Here is a 21,840-nt window from a genome sequence, read left to right on the forward strand (position 1 = left end):
GGGGAAATGTGCCGTGACGCAGCCTGATGTCAGCGTGATCATCGGGGCGTACGAAGCCATGCCGTACCTGGTCGAATGCCTCGCGTCGGTCGAAGCCCAGACCATCGGCCCCGGCCGTTTAGAGGTCATCGCCGTGGACGACGGCTCCACCGACGGCACGGGGGAGTGTCTGGAGGAGTTCGCCGCCCGCGCGCCCATGGCGGTCACGGTGATCCGCCAGGAGAACTCCGGCGGCCCCAGCGGCCCCCGCAACGTGGGTCTCGGGAAGGCGGCCGGGCGCTACGTGTTCTTCCTCGACGCCGACGACCGGCTCGGCCCCGAGGCGCTGGAGCGCATGGTCGCCATGGCCGACCGCAACGGGACGGACGTGGTGCTGGGCCGCGTCGAGGGCGTCAACCGCACCGCGCCGAAGTCGATGTGGGGCAGGACGCTGGACCGTACCGACGTCTTCTCGTCCAACATCAAGTTCACGCTCAGCGCGCAGAAGCTGTTCCGCCGGGAGTTCCTGGAGCGGCACGGCATGCGGTTCGACGAGTCGCTGTGGACCGGCGAGGACGCGCTGTTCACCATGGAGGCGTATCTGCGGGCCGACGGCGTCTCCGTGATCGCCGACTACACCTGCTACTACCTGGTGGGCCGTGAGGACGGCAAGCACGTCACGAAGACCGGCGGTTACGTCCGGCGCTTCGACTCCGCCCGCGCCCTGATGAAGCTGATCGCGGACTTCCTGCCGCCGGGCGAGCGGCGTGACCAGCTGATGGTGCGGCCGTTCCTGGTCACGCTGCTGCCGCAGTTCGGGCCGAAGTTCCTCAAGGACGGCGAAGAGGTACGGCGGCACAAGCTCGAGCTGGCCAAGCCGCTGACGGACGGGTACTGGACGGAGGGCGTCGCCCGCCGCCTCAAGGTCGAGGAGCGGCTGCGGCTGCACCTGGTCGCCGAGGGCCGTTCCGACCTCCTGATGGACGTCCTGAACTTCCTGAAGGCCAAGAAGCAGGCCCCTGCCGTCCTGGAGAACAAGGGCCGCCGCCTGTACCTGGTCTACCCGCACTTCCGTGACGCCGCCGCCGGGCTCCCCGACTCCCTCTACCTCGCCGAGCCCCGCGAGGCCCGCGCCTTCGAGGGCTACCGGGAGCCCGCGCCCACCTTCTTCCGCCGCGCCGTCCGCAAGGCCCGCCGGATCGTCCGCGGAGTGAGGCGCCCGGGCGGGAAGCGGCCCGCGGCGGCCTGAACGGCACCGAGGGCCGGCCCCTGCCGGGACCGGCCCTCTCACATGCCGCGGTGACCGGTCAGCCCCGGCCCGAACCCAGCGCGCGGCGCAGCGGGCGGCCCACCGCCCGCCGGGCGCGGCGGTAGACGGAGGAGGGGGCGGCGGAGGAGCCGGTCGCCGTCGCCTTGGCGCCGGAGCGGGCCAGGTCCTTCTTCAACCGGGCGTTCTCCGCGGACAGTTCCGCCATCCGGCCCTGCAGCCAGCCGAAGCGGGAGCCCAGCGAGGCCGGGTCGGAGTCGATCCACGGGCGGACGCCCGGCGGGAAGGACAGCTCGGCGAGACGCTTGTCGTAGGCAGCGCCGCCGTCGCCGTGGGTGAACGTGTTCCGCAGGCCGTTGCGGGTGAGGAACGCCGTGAAACGCTCGAAGCGTTCCCGGTGACCGGCCATCAGAGGCCCGAAGTCGGCCTCCTCGTACAGTGTCGCCGGGTCCAGGTCCTCGGGCAGCTTGTCGATCCGCCGGTGCGGGATGTCGAAGTACCGGCACAGCTCCAGCGTCCGCGAGTCGGCGCACAGCACCGTCGCCGGCGTGCCCGCCAGCAGTGCGGCGATGTTGCCGTGGATGCGGGAGCCGAAGGAGAAGTCGAACTCGCGCAGATCGTCGATCCAGGTGACGGGGTCGATGTAGACCCGGACCTTGTCCTCCCGGTACATCGGGTGGTCGGGATGCGTGGGCATCGCCGTCACCAGCGCGTTGGGGTCGGACAGGTCCCGCCAGTGCAGTTGCCGGGCGTCGCTGAGGTTCTGCCCGATGAAGCGCAGGTGGGGGTAGCGGGCGTGGGTGCGGGTGATCACCCGGTCCAGGCCCTGCGACTTCACCGCGCTGTGCGAGCCGTTGATCGCGACGCGGGAGTCGGGCGTCAGCTCCGGCACCCGCTTGTGGACGGCCAGCTCGCTGCCGTTCATGAACAGCGAGGGGCAGCCGATGACCTCGACGTCCCGGTATCCGAGCTCCTTCAGGTACTGCTCGGTGAACTCGCCGCGCACCCCGATGGACGCGCTGCGGTCGAGCACCGCCGACACGAACTCCCGGACGACGGGCTCGATGCCCTTCAGGCGTGCCGTGTTGTAGTTCAGCCCCGACTGCGCGCCGACGCCCAGCACCACCACCGGGATCTTCAGCTTGCCGATCAGCCGGGTGAGCCGCTGGAGCTGCTTCTCGAAGGACGGCCGGAAGGCGTTGGCGAGGGGGACGACGAAGACGTCGTACTCCTCGTTGATGCGCCCCGCCTGCGCGGCGATGGAGCGGATGCCGTTCGAGACCACCTCGGTGTCCGGGGTTTCGAGGATCTTGTGGGCGGCGTCGCTGAAGATGAGGTTGCCCGAGTTGGTCGCGATGACGTCCCGGTGGAGGGCGTCCTCGATGGAGACGACGTCGTACGGGCTCTTCCCCGAACGGAGAAGGATGCGCGTGGGGCGCTGCGGATGGTGGTGATCTACTACTGGCACGCTGGTCAACTTATGTTTACGGAGTCGTTGAATTCTATAAGCAACCAGTACAACCTTTTTGTCGTACGCGAGTCGTGACCGTTCGCTTACGCGATGTCCCCGCCCGTCCCGCCCCGTCGTGTGCCCCGTCGCGCGGTCCGTCTGCTGGACCGATGCGCGGGGCGCGATCCGCTTCGCGTAGATTGCCGGGCGGGGCAGCCGGACCTACGCGAGGGGACTGACAGCAAGGTGGCAGGGGCAAGGCAGGCCGTGCGCGAGGCCCGCAGGATCGTCGTCAAGGTGGGTTCCTCGTCGCTGACCACCGCCTCGGGCGGACTGGACGCCGACCGCGTCGACGCGCTCGTCGACGTCCTGGCCAAGGTGCGCAGCGGCGGCGAGCGGGAGATCGTGCTGGTCTCCTCCGGCGCCATCGCCGCGGGACTCGCCCCGCTGGGCCTGCGCCGCCGTCCCAAGGACCTGGCCCGCCAGCAGGCCGCCGCCAGCGTCGGCCAGGGCCTCCTGGTCGCCCGCTACACCGCCTCCTTCGCCCGCTACGGCGTCCGCGTCGGCCAGGTGCTGCTGACCTCGGACGACATGAGCCGCCGGGCCCACCACCGCAACGCCTCCCGCACGCTGGACAAACTGCTCGCGATGGGCGCATTCCCGATCGTGAACGAGAACGACACGGTCGCCACCGACGAGATCCGCTTCGGCGACAACGACCGGCTCGCCGCCCTGGTCGCCCACCTCGTCCACGCCGACCTGCTCGTGCTGCTCTCCGACGTGGACGGCGTCTACGACGGCGACCCCAGCAAGCCCGGCACCTCGCGGATCGCGGAGGTGCGGGGGCCCGAGGACCTGGCCGGCGTCGAGATCGGCAGCAGCGGCAAGGCCGGGGTCGGCACCGGGGGCATGGTCACCAAGGTCGAGGCCGCCCGGATCGCCGCCGCGGCCGGCATCCCGGTGGTGCTGACCAGCGCCGTCCACGCGGCGGACGCCCTCACCGGCCAGGACACCGGCACCTGGTTCCACCCCACCGGCAAGCGCTCCGCCGACCGGCTGCTGTGGCTCCAGCACGCCTCCACCCCGCAGGGCGCGCTCACCCTGGACGACGGGGCGGTGCGGGCCGTCGTGGAGCGCCGCAAGTCGCTGCTGCCGGCCGGGATCGCCGCGGTCGAGGGCGAGTTCAGCGCGGGCGACCCGGTCGAGCTGCGGGACGGCGCCGGACACGCGGTGGCCCGGGGACTCGTCAACTTCGACGCCAAGGAGATCCCCCGGCTGATCGGACGCTCCACCCGGGAGCTGGCCCAGGAGCTCGGTCCGGCGTACGAACGCGAGGTCGTACACAGGGACGACCTGGTGCTGCTCCACCCGTAAGGGCGTCCGCAAGGACCGTGAAGACCTCCCTGCGGCCATCCGGATTGCGGTAAATCGTCCGCTCTCGGCGGTGGACGTTCCGTAAAAGTCCCACGCGAGCTCTCGCGGCCTGCTCAACTTTGTCTCGAAGGCACATCTCGAAGACACCGTTCCGCACGCGTGAAGGAGGCCGTCGTGAGACGAGTACGCCCTGGGGCGACGGCGTCCCGCGGTGGTGCCGGCTCCCGCGCGGCCGGTGCGGACCGGGCTCCGCTGGCCAGCGTGGCGGCCGGCGACCGCTTCGAGGGCGAGGAGCCCCCGGACCTGCCCCGGCTGTGGCACGTCACCCTCAGCGTCTCCGGCAAGGCCGCGCCGCTGCCGGAGCTGCGGCGCGCCCTGGAACAGCTCGCCCATGACCACCCCTTCCTGCTGACCAGCAGATACGCGTGCGACCACGCCGAGATCCGCTACTGGGAGGAGGCCCGCGACCTGCACGACGCGGCCGCCGTGGCGCTGCGCCTGTGGGGCGAGCACCGGCAGACCGCCGGCCTGCCGCCCTGGGAGATCGTCGGCCTGGAGGTCATCGACCGGGCCACCTACCACCAGCGGATCGCCGAGGGGTACGGACCGCCGCCCGCGAGCCCTGTCGGAGTTCACCCCTTTTGATCCCGTCTCGGGGTGTGGAACGGGCGGTGGCCGCGCCCCTGAGGCGCACTACCCTTCCCTCATGACCACGCTCTCGCCGTACGACTCGATGTCCCCGGTCACCCAGGCCGCCTACCGTGCCAAGGCCGCCGCCGCCGACCTCGCGCCGCTGCCGCGGTCCGTGAAGGACGACGCGCTGCTCGCCATCGCGGACGCGCTCGAGGTGCGGGCCGGAGAGATCGTCGAGGCCAACGCCCAGGACGTGGCCAAGGCCCGCGAGACCGGCATGAGCGAGGGCATGATCGACCGCCTCACCCTCACCCCGGAGCGCGTTCGCGCGATCGCCTCCGACGTGCGGGACGTCGCCGCGCTGCCCGACCCGGTCGGCGAGGTCGTCCGCGGCTCCACCCTGCCCAACGGCATCGACCTGCGCCAGATCCGGGTGCCGCTCGGCGTCGTCGGGATCATCTACGAGGGCCGGCCCAACGTCACGGTGGACGCCGCCGCCCTGTGCCTGAAGTCCGGCAATGCCGTCCTGCTGCGCGGCTCGTCCTCCGCGTACCGGTCGAACACCGCGCTCGTCCGGGTGCTGCGCGACGCCGTCGGCGGCGCCGGGCTGCCCGCCGACGCCGTCCAGCTGGTGCCCGGCGAGAGCCGGGACAGCGTGCGCGAGCTGATGCGGGCCCGCGGCCTGGTCGACGTGCTGATCCCGCGCGGCGGCGCCTCGCTGATCAACGCGGTCGTCCAGGAGTCCGTCGTCCCGGTCATCGAGACCGGCACCGGCAACTGCCACGTCTACGTCGACGCGGCGGCCGACCTCGACATGGCCGTCGAGATCCTGATCAACTCCAAGACCCAGCGGGTCGGTGTCTGCAACGCCGCCGAGACCCTGCTGGTCCACCAGGACATCGCCGGCGAGTTCCTGCCCCGCGCCCTGGACGCCCTCGCGGCGGCCGGGGTCACCGTGCACGCCGACGAGCGGGTGATGGCGTACGCCAAGGACTCCGAGGCGACGGTCGTCGAGGCCACGCCGGAGGACTGGGAGACCGAGTACCTGTCGTACGACATCGCCGCCGCCGTCGTCGACTCGCTCGACAAGGCCGTCGAGCACATCCGGCTGTGGACCTCCGGCCACACCGAGGCCATCGTGACCACCTCGCAGCAGGCGGCCCGCCGCTTCACCCAGCTGGTCGACTCCACGACGGTCGCCGTGAACGCCTCCACCCGGTTCACCGACGGCGGCCAGTTCGGTTTCGGTGCCGAGATCGGCATCTCCACGCAGAAGCTGCACGCCCGCGGCCCGATGGGCCTGCCGGAGCTGACCAGCACCAAGTACGTCGTGACCGGCGACGGGCACATCCGGCGCTGAGGCGCACGACCTCCGCGCGCTCATCCGAGCGCGCGGAGGAATTTCCATACCGTCTGCCCAAAATGACCCCCCAGGTCTACTCTGGATCCGTGCCGGAGGACGTGGGGGGCACGCCGTTCCCTGACGGCTGGGAGCCCGACGACGACCACGACCGCGGGGTGTCGGACGAAGAGTTCGCCTCCGTGGTCTTCGACGAGGCCTTCGTACGAGCGGCCGCGGTGCACGAGCCGACCGCCGTGGAGCGCCTGCTGGCGGCCGCCCAGGCCAGAGCCGAGGCCTCCGAGGCGGAGGCCGCCCGCCGGGCCCACGGCCGGGGCGAGCGGCACGACGACCGATACGGCACCGGCGATCCGGGGCCTTTCGGCCATGATCCCGACCTGGACACCCTGGACGACTGCGATGTCCTCGACGGCCCCGAACCGGGCGCGTTCGGCAGACGTGCCCGCTGGCGCCGCCCCGTCGCCTGGCTGCTGGCCCTGGTGATGGGCGTCGGCATGGTCGCGCTGGCCTTCGCCGCCGTCTACCGGGGCGCATCCGGGAACCGCCAGGAGCAGGTCCCGCCGCCGCCCGCCTCCACCGGCCTGGAGCAGGGCGGCGCGGCCCGCCCGTCGGCCTCCGCCGACTACTCCCGGCCTGCGGTGTCGGCGGTGCCCCGCACCCCCTGACGGAACGCCTCCACCGGCCGGTACGGACGGCTTCCGGCCTGGTGAGCAGTCGTCAGAAGTTGTCCAGCGGTGGGGCGTTTACCGGAGCGCCGGGAGACCTACCCTGAAGATATGGGCGGGCGTGGAGACCCACCTGAGGGGACACCCGACGGCGCCCCCAACGGTGCGGAGGACGAGTACCGATCCGTCGTGTTCGACGAATCGTTCGTCCGCGCTGCCCGTCTCCAGGAGTACTCCGCGCAGGAGCGGATCACCGACCACGCGCCGGCCGTGCGCCGCCGCCCCCCGGTGCGCCGCGGGCTGTCCCGGCAGTTCCTGATCCTCGCCCTGCTGGTCGCCGTCGCCTTCGGCACCGCGATCTACATGGGCGTCCGCAACCCCTACCCGTCCACGCGGACCGCCCGCCCGCCGGCCGTGGAACCCGTGCGGATGACCGTCATCCCGCTCGCCCCGCCGGGCTCCGTCCCCGGCACCTCCGATGTCGAACGGCTGTACGACGCCAGTCCCGCCGCACAGTTCCGCATCGGCGCCGAGGGCATCCCGCTGCCCGCCGCCCGGCGCACCGCGCACTTCTCCGACGACCAGGTGCACAGCGCCCTCGGCACGGCCAAGGACTACGTCGTGCGCTCCTCGCTCTACCCCGAGGTGCTGTCCGGCAGGCAGGTCCGCCCCGTGCGGATGCTCCTCGACCCCGACCAGTTCGACCAGTTCGACCGCAGCTTCGACCACCCGACGGCCGACGGCGGGCACGCCCCCACCGGCTGGCTGGTCCGCTTCGACCCCACCCTCGCCGAACTCGCCGACCCCGGGATCCGCGTCCAGGGCAGCCTGCACGCCGAGGAGACCGACGCGTCCACCCTGGAGGTCACCGCCGACCACACCTTCGTGTACGCGCTGCGGCCAGCCGGGGCCGACGCCGAGGCCGAGGCCTCGCTGTTCACCGTCCGCCGCGAGCTGCACTTCCGCTTCGACCGGGACGACCTGCGCCTGCACCAGACCCAGGTGGTCGCCTCCCACGCCCAGGCCGGGCCGCTGTCCTGCGCCGAGGACTCCACCAGCTGGCTGCGCCCCCTGCTCTCGGGGCAGACCGCCAAGGAGGGCGGCCCGGCCGGCACTGACCCGTACGCCTCCGACGGCGCCACCGCCCTGTGCGGGACGCTGGCGGACAGCGCACAGCCGAAGGTCTAGCGCCCGGCGCGGTGCGCCCCGCCGAAGGTCGGGGGCCCAAGGCCCAGGGTCTAGGGTCTATGGCCGCTCGTCCGTGCCCGAAGGCCGGTCAGGCCGGTCGGGCCCGTCAGACCGGTCCTTGCGCTGCTGCGCGCCCGTGAAGCCGCCGAAGCCGCGCCGCACCCGGTCACCCAGCTCCCCGGCGCCCCCGGCGAGGTCCGTGACCAGCTTCATCAGCGGATCCTTGGACTCGCGCACCTCGGAGGCGTAGTGGGCCGCCGACTCGCGCAGGGACTCCGAGACCTTGGTGTCCTTGTCCTCGCCGCGCTTCGGGTAGTGGCCGTCCATGATCCGCTGGTAGTCGTGGGAGGCCGCCCACTTCTTCAGCTCGGCCGCGCGGACGGTGGCGAACGGGTGGGAGCGGGGCAGCATGTTGAGGATCTTCAGCACCGAGTCGCGCAGATCGCCGCCCGCCTCGTACTCCTCCGCCTGCTCCAGGAACGCGTCCACGTTCATCTCGTGCAGATGGTTGCCGCCCGCCAGCTTCATCAGGCCGCGCATCGACGCCTGGAGGTCCTGGCCGACCAGCAGGCCCGCGCGGTCGGCGGACAGCTCCGACTTGCGGAACCACTCGCGCAGCGCGGTCACGATCGCCATGACCGTGACGTTGCCGAGCGGGATCCAGGCCACCCGCAGGGCGAGATCGGTCAGGAACAGCAGGATCGTGCGGTACACGGAGTGACCGGACAGGGCGTGGCCGACCTCGTGGCCGATCACCGCCCGCATCTCCTCCTCGTCGAGCAGCTCGACCAGGCCGGTGGAGACCACGATGACCGGCTCGTGCATGCCGACGCACATCGCGTTCGGCTGCGGGTCCTGCTGGACGTACAGCGGCGGGACCTTCTCCAGGTCCAGGACGTAACAGGCGTCCAGCAGCATCGCGTGCAGATGCGGGAACTGCCGGTCCGAGACCCGCACCGAGTCGGACAGGAACAGCAGCCGTAGGCTCCGCTCGGGCAGCAGCCCGCTGAGCACCTTGAAGACGGTGTCGAAGCCGCTCAGCCGGCGCAGGGCCACCAGGGCCGACCGGTCGGCCGGGTGCTCGTACGCACGCGAGGAGATCTCCGGGAAGCGTTGGCGCCGCCTGCCGGGCGGACGCTCGGCTCCGGTCTGCGGATGGTCGTAGGACATCGGGTCCCCCAGGTGCGTCGGTGTACCGGGTCCGGACCGCGCGCCCGGACCGCTTGCCGTCCGTGTCCCCGAGGCAGGGCCCAGCCTAGGCCCTCCCGTCCGGATCAACCCGGCGTCGCGGGGTCTGAGAACGGCAGAGCCTGGCGGAGATACCGTGGACGGGCAGCACAGCGAAGGAGTACCACGTCATGGAGTACAACGCCGCGTCCGCCTGGCTCATGGCCGCCGAGCAGGAGGGCGCCGGGAACTTCCTGCGCATCCTCCTGATCGTGATGGTGGTCGGCTGTGTGCTGACCGCCTGGCTCCTGCTCCGGGGTTACAGGCGGAAGGACGACTGATCGCGCGGGAAGGTTGCCCGAGGGCGGAGTCGGGGTGATCGCCGCGGAGTCGCCCGCATACGATGGGCCGACGTCTTTATCCCGCCCACACGCGATAGGTCCTGACGAAGATGAGCCTGCACACCACCGCCGCCCAGCTGGTCACTCTCGCCTCCGAGGGCGGGGAGCACGGCGGCAACCACAACAGCCTCAACCCGCTGGTCACCGGCGGCGGCGCGTTCATCGTGCTGATGCTGCTGCTGTGGGTGACCACCCGCTTCAACCGCGACCGCTGACCTCCGGGACGACTCCGGCCGTCGGAGTCCACAGACCGGGCCGGTAGGGTCTGCACGCATGGGAGAGCAGGACATGCCTACCGGTCCGGTGAACGAGACGCCACGGGACACGAGCGGCGGCAAGCGCCGTCTCGGCGTCATGGGCGGAACGTTCGACCCGATCCACCACGGTCACCTGGTGGCCGCGAGCGAGGTCGCCGCGGCGTTCCACCTGGACGAGGTCGTCTTCGTGCCGACCGGCCAGCCGTGGCAGAAGAGCCACCGCACCGTCTCCCCTGCCGAGGACCGCTACCTGATGACGGTCATCGCGACCGCGGAGAATCCCCAGTTCTCCGTCAGCCGCATCGACATCGACCGCGGCGGTCCCACCTACACCGTCGACACCCTGCGCGACCTGCGCGCGCTCAACCCCGACACGGACCTGTTCTTCATCACCGGCGCCGACGCCCTCGCCCAGATCCTCACCTGGCGGGACACGGAGGAGCTGTTCTCCCTGGCGCACTTCATCGGGGTCACCCGCCCGGGCCACCACCTCAACGACCCCGGACTCCCCGAGGGCATCGTCTCGCTCGTCGAGGTGCCCGCCCTCGCCATCTCGTCCACGGACTGCCGTGCGCGAGTCGCCAAGGGCGACCCCATCTGGTATCTGGTGCCGGACGGAGTCGTGCGCTACATCACCAAGCGCGAGTTGTACCGCGGCGAGTGAGCCGAGAGGGGCACCGGTGAACGACCGATACGACACGGGCCACGGGGGCGAGTACGGGGGTGACCCGTACGAGCTCGTCGGCTACGACGAGTACGGCCGCCCTGTCTACCGGCAGGTGCCGCAGCAGCAGCCGCCACATCAGCCGTCCCATCAGCCGTCCCACCAGCAGTACGACGCCTACGCGCAGCAGCAGGCGCCGCAGCAGGGGTACGGCTACGACCCGTACGCCACGGGCGGGCAGCAGCCCGTCCCGCCGTACGACCCCTACGGGACCGGCCAGCAGCCCGCCACCCCCGCGTCGTACGACTCCTACGACTCCTACGACGCCTACGCCCCCTACGGGCAGCAGGCCGCCGCCCCGCAACCCCGGGTCGCCGAGCAGACCGCCTACATCCCGCAGCAGACCGGACCGGGCGACGAACGGGACGTCCCGGCCGCCCCCGCGCGGGACGACGACCGCGACTACCGCACCGAGCAGTTCTCGTTCGTCGAGGAGCCCGACGGCGACTCCGAGGACGTCATCGACTGGCTGGCGTTCACCGAGAACCGCACCGAGCGCCGCGAGGAGGCCCGGCGCCGGGCCCGCAGCCGGCTCATCGCCCTGGTCGTCGTCCTCGCCCTGGTCGCCGTCGGCGGCGTCGGCTACCTCTGGTACGCCGGGAAGCTGCCCGGCCTGTCCTCCTCCGACGACAAGACCGGCACCACGGCGGCCGGCGGCGCCCAGAAGCGCGACGTGATCGTCGTCCACCTGCACGACACGAAGAAGGGCGACACCTCCACCGCCCTGCTGGTCGACAACACCACCACGAAGCAGGGCACCACCGTCCTGCTGCCCAACTCCCTCGCCCTGACCGGCGACGACGGCTCCACCACCACCCTCGCCAAGTCCGTCGACGACGACGGCTCCTCCGGCACCCGCGAGGCCCTGGACACCGTCCTCGGTACCTCCATCCAGGGCACCTGGCGGCTCGACACCCCCTACCTGCAGAACCTCGTCGACCTCGTCGGCAACATCGAGATCGACACCGACACCGACGTGCCCGACCCGGACGCCGAGAAGAAGGGCCAGTCGCCGCTGGTCAACAAGGGCCAGAAGCAGACCCTCAGCGGCAAGATGGCCGTCGCCTACGCCACCTACCGCGCCCCCGGCGAGGCCCAGAACGCCCAGCTGGAGCGGTTCGGCCAGGTCATGCACGGCGTGCTGCGCAAGCTGACCTCGGACACCGAGGGCGCGACCGTCACCGTGCAGACCCTCGGCATGATCATCGAGCCGCCGCTCACCGACAAGGACCTCGGCGCCTTCCTCGCCGCCCTGTCCGACCTCGCCAAGAGCGGCGACCACAAGACCGCGATGCTGCCCGTCCAGGGCGACGGCACACTGACCGCCGAGGCAAGCGACAGCGTGGTCAAGGACGTCCTGGGCGGCACCGCGAAGAGCCCCGACCAGGGCGCGGCCGTCCGCGTCTCGGTGCGCAACGCCACCGGCGTGAAGGACAACACCGAGAAGGCCCGCGTGGTCCTCCTCAACGGCGGCTTCACCTTCCTCGAAGGCGGCACGACGAGCGGCGCCGAAGCCACCTCCGAGGTCACCTACGCCGAGACCGCCGACAAGCAGGACGCCACCGAGGTCGCCAAGACCCTCGGCCTGCCCGCGAGCGCCGTCACCAAGGGCGAGGTGTCGTCCAACGCGGACGTGTCGGTCGTCCTCGGCCAGGACTACCGGCCGTAGCCGCGCGCGGGCCCCGCGTAATGGCGTGGGGCCCCGTCGGCGGTCCGTGAGACCCTGGAAGGCAAACGACCGCCGACGGAAAGCCTTGTAGTGACCGCGACCGACCGCTCTCTCGAGCTCATCACCACCGCCGCCCAGGCGGCCGCCGACAAGCTCGCCCACGACGTCATCGCCTACGACGTGAGCGACGTCCTGTCGATCACGGACGCCTTCCTGCTGGCGTCCGCCCCCAACGACCGCCAGGTCAAGTCGATCGTCGACGAGATCGAGGAACGGCTCCTGAAGGAACTCGGCGCCAAGCCGGTGCGCCGCGAGGGGGACCGCGACTCCCGCTGGATCCTGCTCGACTACGTCGACATCGTCGTCCACGTCCAGCACAGCGAGGAGCGCGTCTTCTACGCCCTGGAGCGGCTGTGGAAGGACTGCCCCGAGCTGGAGCTGCCCGCCGACGCCAAGGCCACCCGCGGCAAGGCGGAGGAGCACGCCAAGCTCCAGGCCGCCGAGGAGGCCGCCGAGCTGGACGGTGAGTGGCGGTGACCGCCACCGGTGAGGTGACCGCCGGGAAGCAGGGCCGGGGCCGCCGCGTCATCCTGTGGCGGCACGGGCAGACCTCGTGGAACGTGGAGCGCCGCTTCCAGGGCACCACGGACGTCGAGCTGACCGAGACCGGCGTCGCCCAGGCGCGCCGTTCCGCCCGGCTGCTGGCCTCGCTGCGGCCCGACGCGATCGTCGCGTCCGACCTGCGGCGGGCCGCGAACACCGCCGCCGAGCTGGCCACGCTCACCGGCCTCGAGGTGGCCCACGACGAGGGGCTGCGCGAGACCTACGCGGGTGTCTGGCAGGGCCTGACGCACGACGAGATCATCGCCCGGTACGGCGAGGAGTACGCCGCCTGGAAGCGCGGCGAGGCGGTGCGCCGCGGCGGCGGCGAACTGGAGACCGAGGTCGCCGACCGCGCCGCCCCCGTGGTGCTGCGGCACGCCGAGAAGCTGCCCGAGGACGGCACGCTCGTCGTGGTCAGCCACGGCGGCACCATCCGCACCACCATCGGCCGGCTGCTCGGCCTGGAGGCCCACCACTGGGAGAGCCTGGGCGGCCTGTCCAACTGCTGCTGGTCCGTCCTCGGCGAGGGCGCCCGCGGCTGGCGGCTGCTGGAGCACAACGCCGGCACCCTGCCGGAACCGGTGCTCGGCGACGACGACTGACGGCCCGGGGACCCGGATTTCACTTTCCGGCAGGTCGCAGGCTAAAGTTCTTCTTGTTCGCCCGCCGAGCGGGGAGAACAGATGGGGCTATAGCTCAGTTGGTAGAGCGCCTGCATGGCATGCAGGAGGTCAGGAGTTCAATTCTCCTTAGCTCCACGGTTGAATCCCGTCCCCCACAGGGGGACGGGATTTTTCGTCTCTGCCGTTGAGTGAAGGCGGCCCGAGAGGCGTATACCTCTTCGGAGGCGCGTCGGAGGGTGCCGTGTCCGGACTGGTACCACGGCGTCGCTGACCGTGTCGGTCCGGTCGTGGCAGAATCAAACGGCCGGAAGGGGGCGCGGCCCGACGGGAGGGAGTAGCGATGCCTTCGAGCATCCTCGAGGAGGTCGGCCACCTCCTCGGCGAAGCAGCGTTGACACGGAACACGGCCACCCGGCTCAGCTGCCCTTCCTGCGGTTCCGCGCACGTGGCCCAAGTCCTCGGTGACAACGGCGGAATCTCCTACGTGTGCACGGCCTGCGGCCACAGCTGGAGCTGATCGATGGGTGCACACAGGCGGAAGTGCGACTGGTGCGGCAGCGGCACGCCGATCGTCCGCGACATGGAACCGGTGAACCCCGACTACCAGTACTGGTGCGAGGAATGCGCGCGGGCGCTGATCATAAAAGGCGACCCGATCGAGACGTACCGCGAACTGGAGGGCGAGCCGATCTACGGCCGTCTGCTGGAGGAGCACTGCACTCTCAAGCGCTTCTACTCGTTCGTGACCGCGTGAGCGCCGCGCACAGCAGGAACGCGCAGCCGGCCGCCGCGTAGAGGCCGGAGAGCGGCAACTCGGCGGCGCTCTGGCGCAATTCGGGCCGCCCGTCGCCGTGTGGCACCCACCACAGGGCGTACGAGCAGAACACCAGCAGGGTGCCAGCGGCGGTCATGCGGTGTCCCCGCGCGGCGAGCAGCAGCACCAAGGGCACGCACCAGACCCAGTGGTGCGACCACGACACCGGGCTGATCAGCAGCGCCGTCACCGCGCACCCGAGCACGGCCCACGCCCGTTGCCCGCGCAACTCCGCCGCGACCGCCACGGCCAGCCCGGCGACGGCCGTGAGCGCCGCTGCGACGACCCACGCGGCCCCGGGGTCCGGGGTGTGGAGCAGTCGGGCCAGGACGCCGCGCAGCGCCTGGTTCGCGGTCTCCTCGGCGTGCCCGACCCGCCCCGCGCGGAACACCATGCAGCTCCAGAACCGCCAGGAGTCGTACGGCAGGACGGCCGCCGTGAGCAGGGTCACGCCGGCGAACGCGGCCGCCGCCCGGCGCGCGGGCCGCAGCCAGGGAGCGCCGGTGCCCCTCGTGCGGCGGGCGACGAGGCCGGTGGCGAGCAGGAACACCGCGAACAGAGCGGGCGTCAGTTTCACCGCCGCCGCCAGGCCGATGCCGAGCCCGGCCAGGCGGTCCCCGGGCCGGCGGGTGAGGTCCCACAGCACCAGCACGGCCAGCAGCAGGTTGATCTGGCCGTACCGCAGTGTCGTCCACACCGGCTCGCACCACACGGCCGCCGCCGCGACCCACCAGACGGTCTCCGCGCGGGTGTGCCCGACGAGCCGCAGCGACAGCCGGACGAAGGCGACCAATAGGAGCAGGTTCCCCGCGGTCGCCAGGACGCGCAGGCTCTCGGTGTCCGGCAGCGTCAGCGGGGTGAACAGCAGGGCCGCGAAGGGCGGATAGGTGGTGGGCAGTCGAGCGGCGGTCGTCCGCAGGGCGTACAGATCGCCGCCCGCGCGGACGGTCGCGCCCTCCGCGCGGTACACCATCAGGTCGATCATCGACACCTGCGCGGCCCGCTGTGCGACCCAGAACGCGGCGAAGGAGAAGAGGCACACCCCGAGGGCGGTCGGCACGCGGCGGTGGACTCCGGAGAACGCGATCACGGTCACCGGCCCGACCATAGCGCCCGTATCCGGGCAGAACGGAAACGATTTGGTGTTCCACCGGGTGGACCGTGTAATGTTCTCTGTGTCGCCGCGAGGGAAGACCGCAAGGAAAACCGAGACGGACGACACACCGCAAGGGGCTATAGCTCAGTTGGTAGAGCGCCTGCATGGCATGCAGGAGGTCAGGAGTTCAATTCTCCTTAGCTCCACAGCAGATCCCGCCGGATCGGAAATGATCCGGCGGGATCTTTTCGTGTATCCCGCCTTGTCCCTCAGCGGCCGAGCGCCCGGCGGCCGCGCCCCTGGGACAGCACCGGCAGATTGCTGCGGGCCGGCTGCTGGGAGCGGTTGTCCTCCTCCAGGCGCAGGGCCAGCGCCGGACAGCGGCGGACCGCGCGCAGCGCCTTCGCCTCGGCGTACCGGGGGACGGCCGCCTGGGCGACGGTCGGGAAGCCGTCCGCGCCCAGCTCGAAGACCTCCGGGAGGATGTCGGCGCACAGGCCGTGCCCCCGGCACAGCGTCCAGTCGACGTAGATCTTCTGGCGGCTGGGGCCGTTCTCCTCCTCGCCGCCGCCCGGGACGCCCGTCGGGGCCCTGCCCCCCTCGAAGAGCGGCAGAACGCCCTCCACGGACCGTCCGCAGCCGTTGCCGAGGACATGGGCGGCGAGGTCGTCGGTGAACGCCTTGACGGTCGACTCCAGGAACATCGCGGAGCCGTCCGGGTGCGAGCAGGCGCCGCGCCGTTTGACGTTCCTGGCGACCTGCTTGAGCGCCTCCAGGGCGGCCGGTCCGCCGCCGTTGAGGATGTCCTCCATGCCGCGCGCGGCGGCCGGCAGGCCGAGGTAGCAGGGGCCGCACTGGCCCGCGCTCTCCTCCGCCAGCCACTGCGCCACCCGCAGCGACTCGCCCAGCGGGCAGGTCTCCTGGCTGATGGGCAGGATCGCCCCGGCGCCCAGCGAACCGCCCACCGCGTCCAGCGAGTTGCGGGAGACGATCGCCTCGTTCACCGTCGCCGCGTCGATCCACTTGCCGTGGTAGCCGCCGGTCAGCACGCCCTGCGGGACCGGCGGGGCGCCGGCGAGCTGCAGGACGTAGCGCAGCGGCACCCCGGTGGGGACCTCGATCACCATCGGGCGGGCGACCGCGCCGGAGACCGTGAGCATCACGGTGCCCGGCTCGTCGTACAGCCCGGTGTTGCCGTACCGCTCCGGGCCGATCCGCGCGGCGATCGCCAGCTGGGCGAACGTCTCGGCGTTCGACAGCAGGGTCGGGGCGCCGCCGACGCCGCTCTGCGAGGCGCTGATCTTGCGGCCGGGCGGGATCGCCGGGCCGCCGTCGATCGAGCGGATCAGGGATGCGGCGGCACCGGTGACCATGCGGACCGGGTTGCGCTGCACGCGTGCGCGCAGCGCCGACCGGCGGCCGTTGCCGAGACCGCGCTCGGCGAGCGCGGCCTCCATGGAGCGCTGGGTGGACTCCCGGGTGACCCCCACCACGAGCGTGCGGGCACCCAGGGCCTCGGCGCACAGCAGGGCGCCGTCGAGGATCAGGTGCGGGGCACGGTTGATCAGCACCGTGTCCTTGCGGCAGGCGGGTTCGTCCTCGCTTCCGTTGACCACGACCACCGGCCGTACGCCGCGGCGGATCGCCGACTCGGCGACCGACCGCAGCTTCTTGTGGAAGGGGAAACCCGCGCCGCCGCGGCCCCTGAGGTTGATGCGCTCGGCGAGCTGCGCGAGCTGCTCGCCGCCCAACGGTTCGAGCGGCCCGTGCACCTTCAGGTGCATGGGCAGATCGAGTCTTTCGACAAGGTCGAAGCCCGACGTCAGCTGAGGAAGTCCGACCACGCGGACTTCGGGTACGTCGGGCAGGGCCTCGTTCACTTAAAGCCTCCGGAAGGCGTGTTCCAAGGTTCGCCCGAACCCGGTGCGTCGAAGTCGTAGGACGCACCGGGCAGTGTTTCTGTGGCGGGACCGCTGTTGTCGTATGTGTCGTTCGGGTTGTACGTGCCGTAGAGGGGGTTCGACTCAACCGTGTCGTACACATCACTGCCGCCGTAGGACCCGGCGCCCGGATTGCCGTAGGCGGGGATGGTGTGTCCGGTGTCCTGGAGGGGGTCGTACGCCGACGGGGGCGCCTCGCCGACCGGCGGCGGGGACGGGATCGGCCAGGAGCTGTCCACGCGGGGCAGCGATTCGGTGGGCTGCAGGTCCAGCGGCTCGGTGGGCCGGGCGTCCGTGAAGGACTGCTGGGCGCGGCGCGGGCGGGACACCGCGCGGTAGGCGGCCGCGAAGCCGGCGGTGGACTCGGCGGCGCGCTCCTGGTCCCCGCGCGGGACGTCGTAGCCGGGCAGGGGCGCGGGCTCGGCGCCAGCCCGCGCGCGGCTCGCGTCCAGGTCCTCGCGGCCGGGCCTGTCCCCGCCCTCGAACATCGCGTTGATCAGGTCCGCGACCCGGCGCTTGACGGGTCGGGGCGCCGCGCGCAGCGCCAGGGCGGCCATCACGCCGACCAGGCAGAGGCCGTAGAGGAACATGAAGACCGGCTTGGCCGCGCGGCCCGCGAACAGGCCGTGGATCAGGGCCGCGCACCAGGCCGGGTAGGCCAGCATGTGCATGGCCCGCCAGCGGGCGGCGACCGGGGCCGGGGAGGCGAAGGCGCTGCGCAGGGCGCCGGTGAGCCCCACGAAGATCATCAGCAGGCCGCCCAGCGAGCCCAGCCCGATCAGCCCCTCGGGGCCGGTGAAGCCGAGCGAGAACGGGATCAGCGCGCCGAGCAGGTCGACGTGATCCAGGGCCAGCTTGGTGATGACGTGCAGCAGCAGGAACGCGATCGAGGCGACCGCGGTCGTCCGGTGCACCGCCTGCCCGATGATCCGCTGCCGCGCGTTGAGGAAGATCCGGTCCTGCGCCACCAGGCCCCAGATCACCGAGCAGGACAGGGAGACCAGGCTGAGCACGCCCGCGCCGAAGTTCAGGAACTCGCGGACCGTGTCACCTCCGGCCAGCACGAGCACCGGTATGAGGACAAGCACGGCAGCGCTCGCCACACCGTAGGCCGAGCGGCCCTGGGTGGCGAGCGAACTGTTACTGCGACTACGACGAGAGTTCATGGGGGCAACTCCGAGCGGTTCGGGAAAGCGGTCCCGCGCCGCACTCTAGGTCGCGTCATACCGGCGGGTACGAGGTTTGAGTTATTGCGTTGTTATCAAATGACAATGCGCTTGTTGTGATGCCCCTTAGTGGCTGTTACGCGAAGTAATCCTTGACCTTGGTTCAGCTTTCCTGGACCCCGGTCCGCCCCCCGGCGGCCCGTGGAACGTCGTCGCGGCCCGGTCGGGCCCTGCGGTACCCTGGCGCCATGCGTGCCGTACGCCTTCTGCTTAGCGGGCCGCGCTGATCAGTCCCGGCCACCGGACGAGTCGAGTGGCCGGAATCGGCGCGGCGTCCCCTCCTGTGCGAGGGGATTTTTCGTTTCCCGGCAGCCGCAGGCAGAGACGATCGATGGAGCTTTGAGGATCATGAGCGAGACGAACCCCGCTGCCACCGCCGAGGTGGCCGCGCCGCACCGCTACACGGCCGCCATGGCCGCGGAGATCGAGGCACGCTGGCAGGACTTCTGGGACGCCGAGGGCACCTACGCGGCGCCGAACCCCAGCGGTGACCTGGCCGGCGACCCGGAGCTGGTCGCCAAGCCCAAGAAGTTCATCATGGACATGTTCCCGTACCCCTCCGGTGCGGGCCTGCACGTCGGCCACCCCCTGGGGTACATCTCCACCGACGTCTTCGCGCGCTTCCAGCGCATGACCGGCCACAACGTCCTGCACACCCTGGGCTTCGACGCCTTCGGCCTGCCCGCCGAGCAGTACGCCGTGCAGACGGGCACGCACCCGCGCGTGTCCACCGAGGCCAACATGGAGAACATGAAGGCCCAGCTGCGCCGGCTGGGCCTGGGCTACGACAAGCGCCGGTCGTTCGCCACGATCGACCCGGACTACTACAAGTGGACCCAGTGGATCTTCCTGCAGATCTTCAACTCCTGGTACGACGACGAGGCGAAGCGGGCCCGTCCGATCTCCGAGCTGATCGCGCAGTTCGAGTCCGGTGAGCGCCCCGTACCGGGCCACACGCGCGCGTGGAGCGAGCTGAACGCCGCCGAGCGCGCCGACGTACTGAGCCAGTTCCGCCTGGCGTACGCCTCCGACGCGCCCGTCAACTGGTGCCCCGGCCTGGGCACCGTGCTGGCCAACGAGGAGGTCACCGCCGACGGCCGCTCCGAGCGCGGCAACTTCCCGGTCTTCAAGGCCAAGCTGCGCCAGTGGAACATGCGCATCACCGCCTACGCCGACCGGCTGCTGGACGACCTGGACGAGCTGGACTGGCCCGAGGCCATCAAGCTGCAGCAGCGCAACTGGATCGGCCGCTCCGAGGGCGCCCGCGTCGACTTCCCCGTGGACGGCGAGCGCATCACGGTCTTCACCACCCGCCCGGACACCCTGTTCGGCGCGACCTACATGGTGCTGGCGCCCGAGCACCCGCTGGTCGAGAAGTTCACCCCGGAGACCTGGCCCGAGGGCACCCACGAGGTGTGGACCGGCGGCCACGCGACCCCCACCGAGGCCGTCGCCGCCTACCGCGCGCAGGCCGCCTCCAAGTCCGACGTCGAGCGGCAGGCCGAGGCCAAGGACAAGACCGGCGTCTTCATCGGCGCGTACGCCACCAACCCGGTCAACGGCGAGCGGATCCCCGTCTTCATCGCCGACTACGTCCTGATGGGCTACGGCACCGGCGCCATCATGGCCGTCCCCGCGGGCGACCAGCGCGACTTCGAGTTCGCGCGCGCCTTCGAGCTGCCGATCCACTGCATCGTGGAGCCGACCGACGGCCGCGGCACCGACACCTCGACGTGGGAGGACGCCTTCTCGTCGTACGACGCGAAGATCATCAACTCCACCGGCGAGGGCGTCTCCCTGGACGGCCTGGGCGTCGTCGAGGCCAAGGCGCGCATCACCGAGTGGCTGGAGCGCGAGGGCATCGGCGAGGGCACCGTCAACTTCCGGCTGCGCGACTGGCTGTTCAGCCGCCAGCGCTACTGGGGCGAGCCCTTCCCGATCGTCTACGACGAGGAGGGCGTCGCCCGCGCGCTGCCCGAGTCGATGCTGCCGCTGGAGCTGCCCGAGGTCGAGGACTACTCGCCGCGCACCTTCGACCCGGACGACGCGAACACCCAGCCCGAGACGCCGCTGTCGCGCAACGAGGAGTGGGTCAACGTCACCCTGGACCTGGGCGACGGACCGAAGAAGTACCGGCGCGAGACCAACACCATGCCCAACTGGGCCGGTTCCTGCTGGTACGAGCTGCGCTACCTGGACCCGCACAACAGCGAGAAGCTGGTCGACCCGGAGATCGAGCGGTACTGGATGGGCCCGCGCGAGGGCCAGCCGCACGGCGGTGTCGACCTGTACGTCGGCGGCGCCGAGCACGCCGTGCTGCACCTGCTGTACGCCCGCTTCTGGTCCAAGGTCCTGTACGACCTGGGGCACGTCTCGTCCGCCGAGCCGTTCCACAAGCTGTTCAACCAGGGCATGATCCAGGCCTACGTCTACCGTGACAGCCGGGGCATCGCGGTGCCGGCCGCCGAGGTGGAGGAGCGCGACGGCGCGTACTACTACCAGGGCGAGAAGGTCTCCCGGCTGCTGGGCAAGATGGGCAAGTCCCTGAAGAACGCGGTCACGCCGGACGAGATCTGCGCCGAGTACGGCGCCGACACCCTGCGCCTGTACGAGATGGCCATGGGCCCGCTGGACGTCTCCCGGCCGTGGGACACCCGCGCGGTGGTCGGCCAGTTCCGGCTGCTGCAGCGGCTGTGGCGGAACATCGTGGACGAGGCGACCGGCGAGGCCACCGTCTCCGACGCCGAGCCCGACGAGGACACGCTGCGGGCGCTGCACAAGGCGATCGACGGCGTGCGCGGGGACCTGGAGGGCATGCGGTTCAACACCGCCATCGCCAAGATCACCGAGCTGAACAACCACCTGACCAAGGCGGGCGGGGCCGTACCGCGGTCCGTCGCCGAGTCGCTGGTGCTGCTGATCGCGCCGCTGGCCCCGCACATCGCCGAGGAGCTGTGGCGCAGGCTGGGGCACACGGACTCCGTCGTGCACCAGGACTTCCCCGTCGCCGACCCGGCGTACGTCGTGGACGAGACCGTCACCTGCGTCGTCCAGATCAAGGGCAAGGTCAAGGCCCGCCTGGAGGTCTCCCCGGCCATCTCCGAGGAGGAGCTGGAGAAGGTCGCGCTGGCCGACGAGAAGGTCGTGGCGGCACTGGACGGGGCCGGGATCCGCAAGGTGATCGTGCGGGCGCCGAAGCTGGTGAACATCGTTCCGGCGTGAGCAGGACACGTGAGCAGGCCACATGAGCGGGCCGTAAGGGCCTGAATGGTCCCCTAGGGGGATGTTCGGGGTTTGCTGCGGGCAGGTTCGGGGTTCTCACGGAACTCCGGGCCTGCCCGTTGCGTTTACCGTGGAAGAGCGGCGCGGCGGGTGCCGCGTCGGCCGAAGGGCCGGAGGAGGAG

At 71.3% G+C, this 21,840-nt stretch carries 20 protein-coding genes and 2 tRNA genes; 17 read left to right on the top strand and 5 right to left on the bottom strand.

Going from position 1 to position 21,840, the window contains the following annotated elements:
• Nucleotides 1–13 precede the first annotated feature (13 nt).
• Nucleotides 14–1,228 carry a glycosyltransferase family 2 protein gene (locus tag ACSU6L_RS24575; protein WP_437060093.1) on the top strand — a complete coding sequence of 405 codons (1,215 nt, stop codon included), beginning with the start codon at nt 14–16 and terminating at the stop codon, nt 1,226–1,228.
• A 58-nt stretch (nt 1,229–1,286) separates the two neighbouring features.
• On the opposite strand, the gene ACSU6L_RS24580 is transcribed toward ACSU6L_RS24575, so the two are convergent.
• Nucleotides 1,287–2,714 (bottom strand): polysaccharide pyruvyl transferase family protein, encoded by a 1,428-nt coding sequence (locus ACSU6L_RS24580; RefSeq protein ID WP_437060095.1) that lies wholly within the window; start codon nt 2,712–2,714, stop codon nt 1,287–1,289.
• A 249-nt stretch (nt 2,715–2,963) separates the two neighbouring features.
• Between ACSU6L_RS24580 and proB the strand changes: the two genes are divergently transcribed.
• The 5 genes from proB to ACSU6L_RS24605 all read left to right on the top strand — a co-directional run bounded on the left by proB (nt 2,964) and on the right by ACSU6L_RS24605 (nt 7,916).
• Nucleotides 2,964–4,070: a glutamate 5-kinase gene (proB, locus tag ACSU6L_RS24585; RefSeq protein ID WP_437065038.1), complete on the top strand. Its 1,107-nt coding sequence runs from the start codon at nt 2,964–2,966 to the stop codon at nt 4,068–4,070.
• A 174-nt stretch (nt 4,071–4,244) separates the two neighbouring features.
• The gene (locus ACSU6L_RS24590) at nt 4,245–4,715 is read left to right on the top strand and encodes a hypothetical protein (RefSeq protein WP_073938951.1); all 471 of its coding nucleotides are present in this window, start codon (nt 4,245–4,247) and stop codon (nt 4,713–4,715) included.
• A 61-nt stretch (nt 4,716–4,776) separates the two neighbouring features.
• The gene (locus ACSU6L_RS24595) at nt 4,777–6,063 is read left to right on the top strand and encodes a glutamate-5-semialdehyde dehydrogenase (protein ID WP_437060097.1); all 1,287 of its coding nucleotides are present in this window, start codon (nt 4,777–4,779) and stop codon (nt 6,061–6,063) included.
• Nucleotides 6,064–6,125: 62 nt separating this feature from the next.
• On the top strand, nt 6,126–6,728 hold the full coding sequence (locus ACSU6L_RS24600; RefSeq protein ID WP_437060099.1) for a hypothetical protein: 603 nt from the start codon (nt 6,126–6,128) through the stop codon (nt 6,726–6,728).
• A 111-nt stretch (nt 6,729–6,839) separates the two neighbouring features.
• The gene (locus ACSU6L_RS24605) at nt 6,840–7,916 is read left to right on the top strand and encodes a hypothetical protein (RefSeq protein ID WP_437060101.1); all 1,077 of its coding nucleotides are present in this window, start codon (nt 6,840–6,842) and stop codon (nt 7,914–7,916) included.
• Between the two features lie 57 nt (nt 7,917–7,973).
• Here ACSU6L_RS24605 and ACSU6L_RS24610 read toward each other — a convergent pair whose 3' ends face one another.
• On the bottom strand, nt 7,974–9,086 hold the full coding sequence (locus ACSU6L_RS24610) for a M48 family metallopeptidase (RefSeq protein WP_437060103.1): 1,113 nt from the start codon (nt 9,084–9,086) through the stop codon (nt 7,974–7,976).
• 188 nt (nt 9,087–9,274) lie between these two features.
• On the opposite strand from ACSU6L_RS24610, the gene ACSU6L_RS24615 reads away from it, so the two are divergent.
• From ACSU6L_RS24615 to ACSU6L_RS24655, 9 genes are all read left to right on the top strand, one after another.
• On the top strand, nt 9,275–9,424 hold the full coding sequence (locus ACSU6L_RS24615; RefSeq protein ID WP_198948398.1) for a hypothetical protein: 150 nt from the start codon (nt 9,275–9,277) through the stop codon (nt 9,422–9,424).
• A gap of 110 nt (nt 9,425–9,534) precedes the next feature.
• Nucleotides 9,535–9,699, top strand: coding sequence for a hypothetical protein (locus ACSU6L_RS24620; RefSeq protein WP_198948399.1), 165 nt, complete (start codon nt 9,535–9,537; stop codon nt 9,697–9,699).
• Nucleotides 9,700–9,757: 58 nt separating this feature from the next.
• The gene (nadD, locus tag ACSU6L_RS24625; RefSeq protein WP_073938547.1) at nt 9,758–10,405 is read left to right on the top strand and encodes a nicotinate-nucleotide adenylyltransferase; all 648 of its coding nucleotides are present in this window, start codon (nt 9,758–9,760) and stop codon (nt 10,403–10,405) included.
• A gap of 16 nt (nt 10,406–10,421) precedes the next feature.
• Nucleotides 10,422–12,134, top strand: coding sequence for an LCP family protein (locus ACSU6L_RS24630; protein ID WP_437060106.1), 1,713 nt, complete (start codon nt 10,422–10,424; stop codon nt 12,132–12,134).
• A 90-nt stretch (nt 12,135–12,224) separates the two neighbouring features.
• Nucleotides 12,225–12,671, top strand: a complete 447-nt coding sequence (rsfS, locus tag ACSU6L_RS24635) for a ribosome silencing factor (RefSeq protein WP_073938551.1) — start codon at nt 12,225–12,227, stop codon at nt 12,669–12,671.
• Nucleotides 12,662–13,339 (top strand): histidine phosphatase family protein, encoded by a 678-nt coding sequence (locus ACSU6L_RS24640; protein WP_073938553.1) that lies wholly within the window; start codon nt 12,662–12,664, stop codon nt 13,337–13,339. The genes rsfS and ACSU6L_RS24640 overlap by 10 nt, the downstream gene beginning before the upstream one ends.
• Before the next feature lie 83 nt (nt 13,340–13,422).
• A tRNA-Ala gene (locus tag ACSU6L_RS24645) sits at nt 13,423–13,495 on the top strand.
• Between the two features lie 205 nt (nt 13,496–13,700).
• Nucleotides 13,701–13,877 carry a hypothetical protein gene (locus tag ACSU6L_RS24650; protein ID WP_107468491.1) on the top strand — a complete coding sequence of 59 codons (177 nt, stop codon included), beginning with the start codon at nt 13,701–13,703 and terminating at the stop codon, nt 13,875–13,877.
• Nucleotides 13,878–13,880: 3 nt separating this feature from the next.
• Nucleotides 13,881–14,114: a hypothetical protein gene (locus tag ACSU6L_RS24655; protein WP_003976229.1), complete on the top strand. Its 234-nt coding sequence runs from the start codon at nt 13,881–13,883 to the stop codon at nt 14,112–14,114.
• Here ACSU6L_RS24655 and ACSU6L_RS24660 read toward each other — a convergent pair.
• A complete protein-coding gene (locus ACSU6L_RS24660) occupies nt 14,083–15,282 on the bottom strand; it encodes a glycosyltransferase 87 family protein (RefSeq protein ID WP_437060110.1) in 1,200 nt (399 codons plus the stop codon). The two genes, ACSU6L_RS24655 and ACSU6L_RS24660, sit on opposite strands and share 32 nt — an antisense overlap.
• Before the next feature lie 121 nt (nt 15,283–15,403).
• Here ACSU6L_RS24660 and ACSU6L_RS24665 point away from each other — a divergent pair.
• Nucleotides 15,404–15,476: transfer RNA gene (locus ACSU6L_RS24665), tRNA-Ala, on the top strand.
• A gap of 63 nt (nt 15,477–15,539) precedes the next feature.
• On the opposite strand, the gene ACSU6L_RS24670 is transcribed toward ACSU6L_RS24665, so the two are convergent.
• Entirely contained in the window at nt 15,540–17,150 is a 1,611-nt protein-coding gene (locus ACSU6L_RS24670) for an NADH-ubiquinone oxidoreductase-F iron-sulfur binding region domain-containing protein (RefSeq protein WP_437060112.1), read from the bottom strand.
• The gene (locus tag ACSU6L_RS24675; protein ID WP_437060114.1) at nt 17,147–18,376 is read right to left on the bottom strand and encodes a cytochrome b/b6 domain-containing protein; all 1,230 of its coding nucleotides are present in this window, start codon (nt 18,374–18,376) and stop codon (nt 17,147–17,149) included. Before ACSU6L_RS24675 ends, ACSU6L_RS24670 begins: the two co-directional genes overlap by 4 nt.
• Nucleotides 18,377–18,784: 408 nt before the next feature.
• Between ACSU6L_RS24675 and leuS the strand changes: the two genes are divergently transcribed.
• On the top strand, nt 18,785–21,658 hold the full coding sequence (gene leuS, locus ACSU6L_RS24680; RefSeq protein WP_437060116.1) for a leucine--tRNA ligase: 2,874 nt from the start codon (nt 18,785–18,787) through the stop codon (nt 21,656–21,658).
• The last annotated feature ends 182 nt before the right edge of the window (nt 21,659–21,840 follow it).

This window comes from Streptomyces sp. enrichment culture, assembly GCF_964272855.1.
GTDB lineage: Bacteria > Actinomycetota > Actinomycetes > Streptomycetales > Streptomycetaceae > Streptomyces.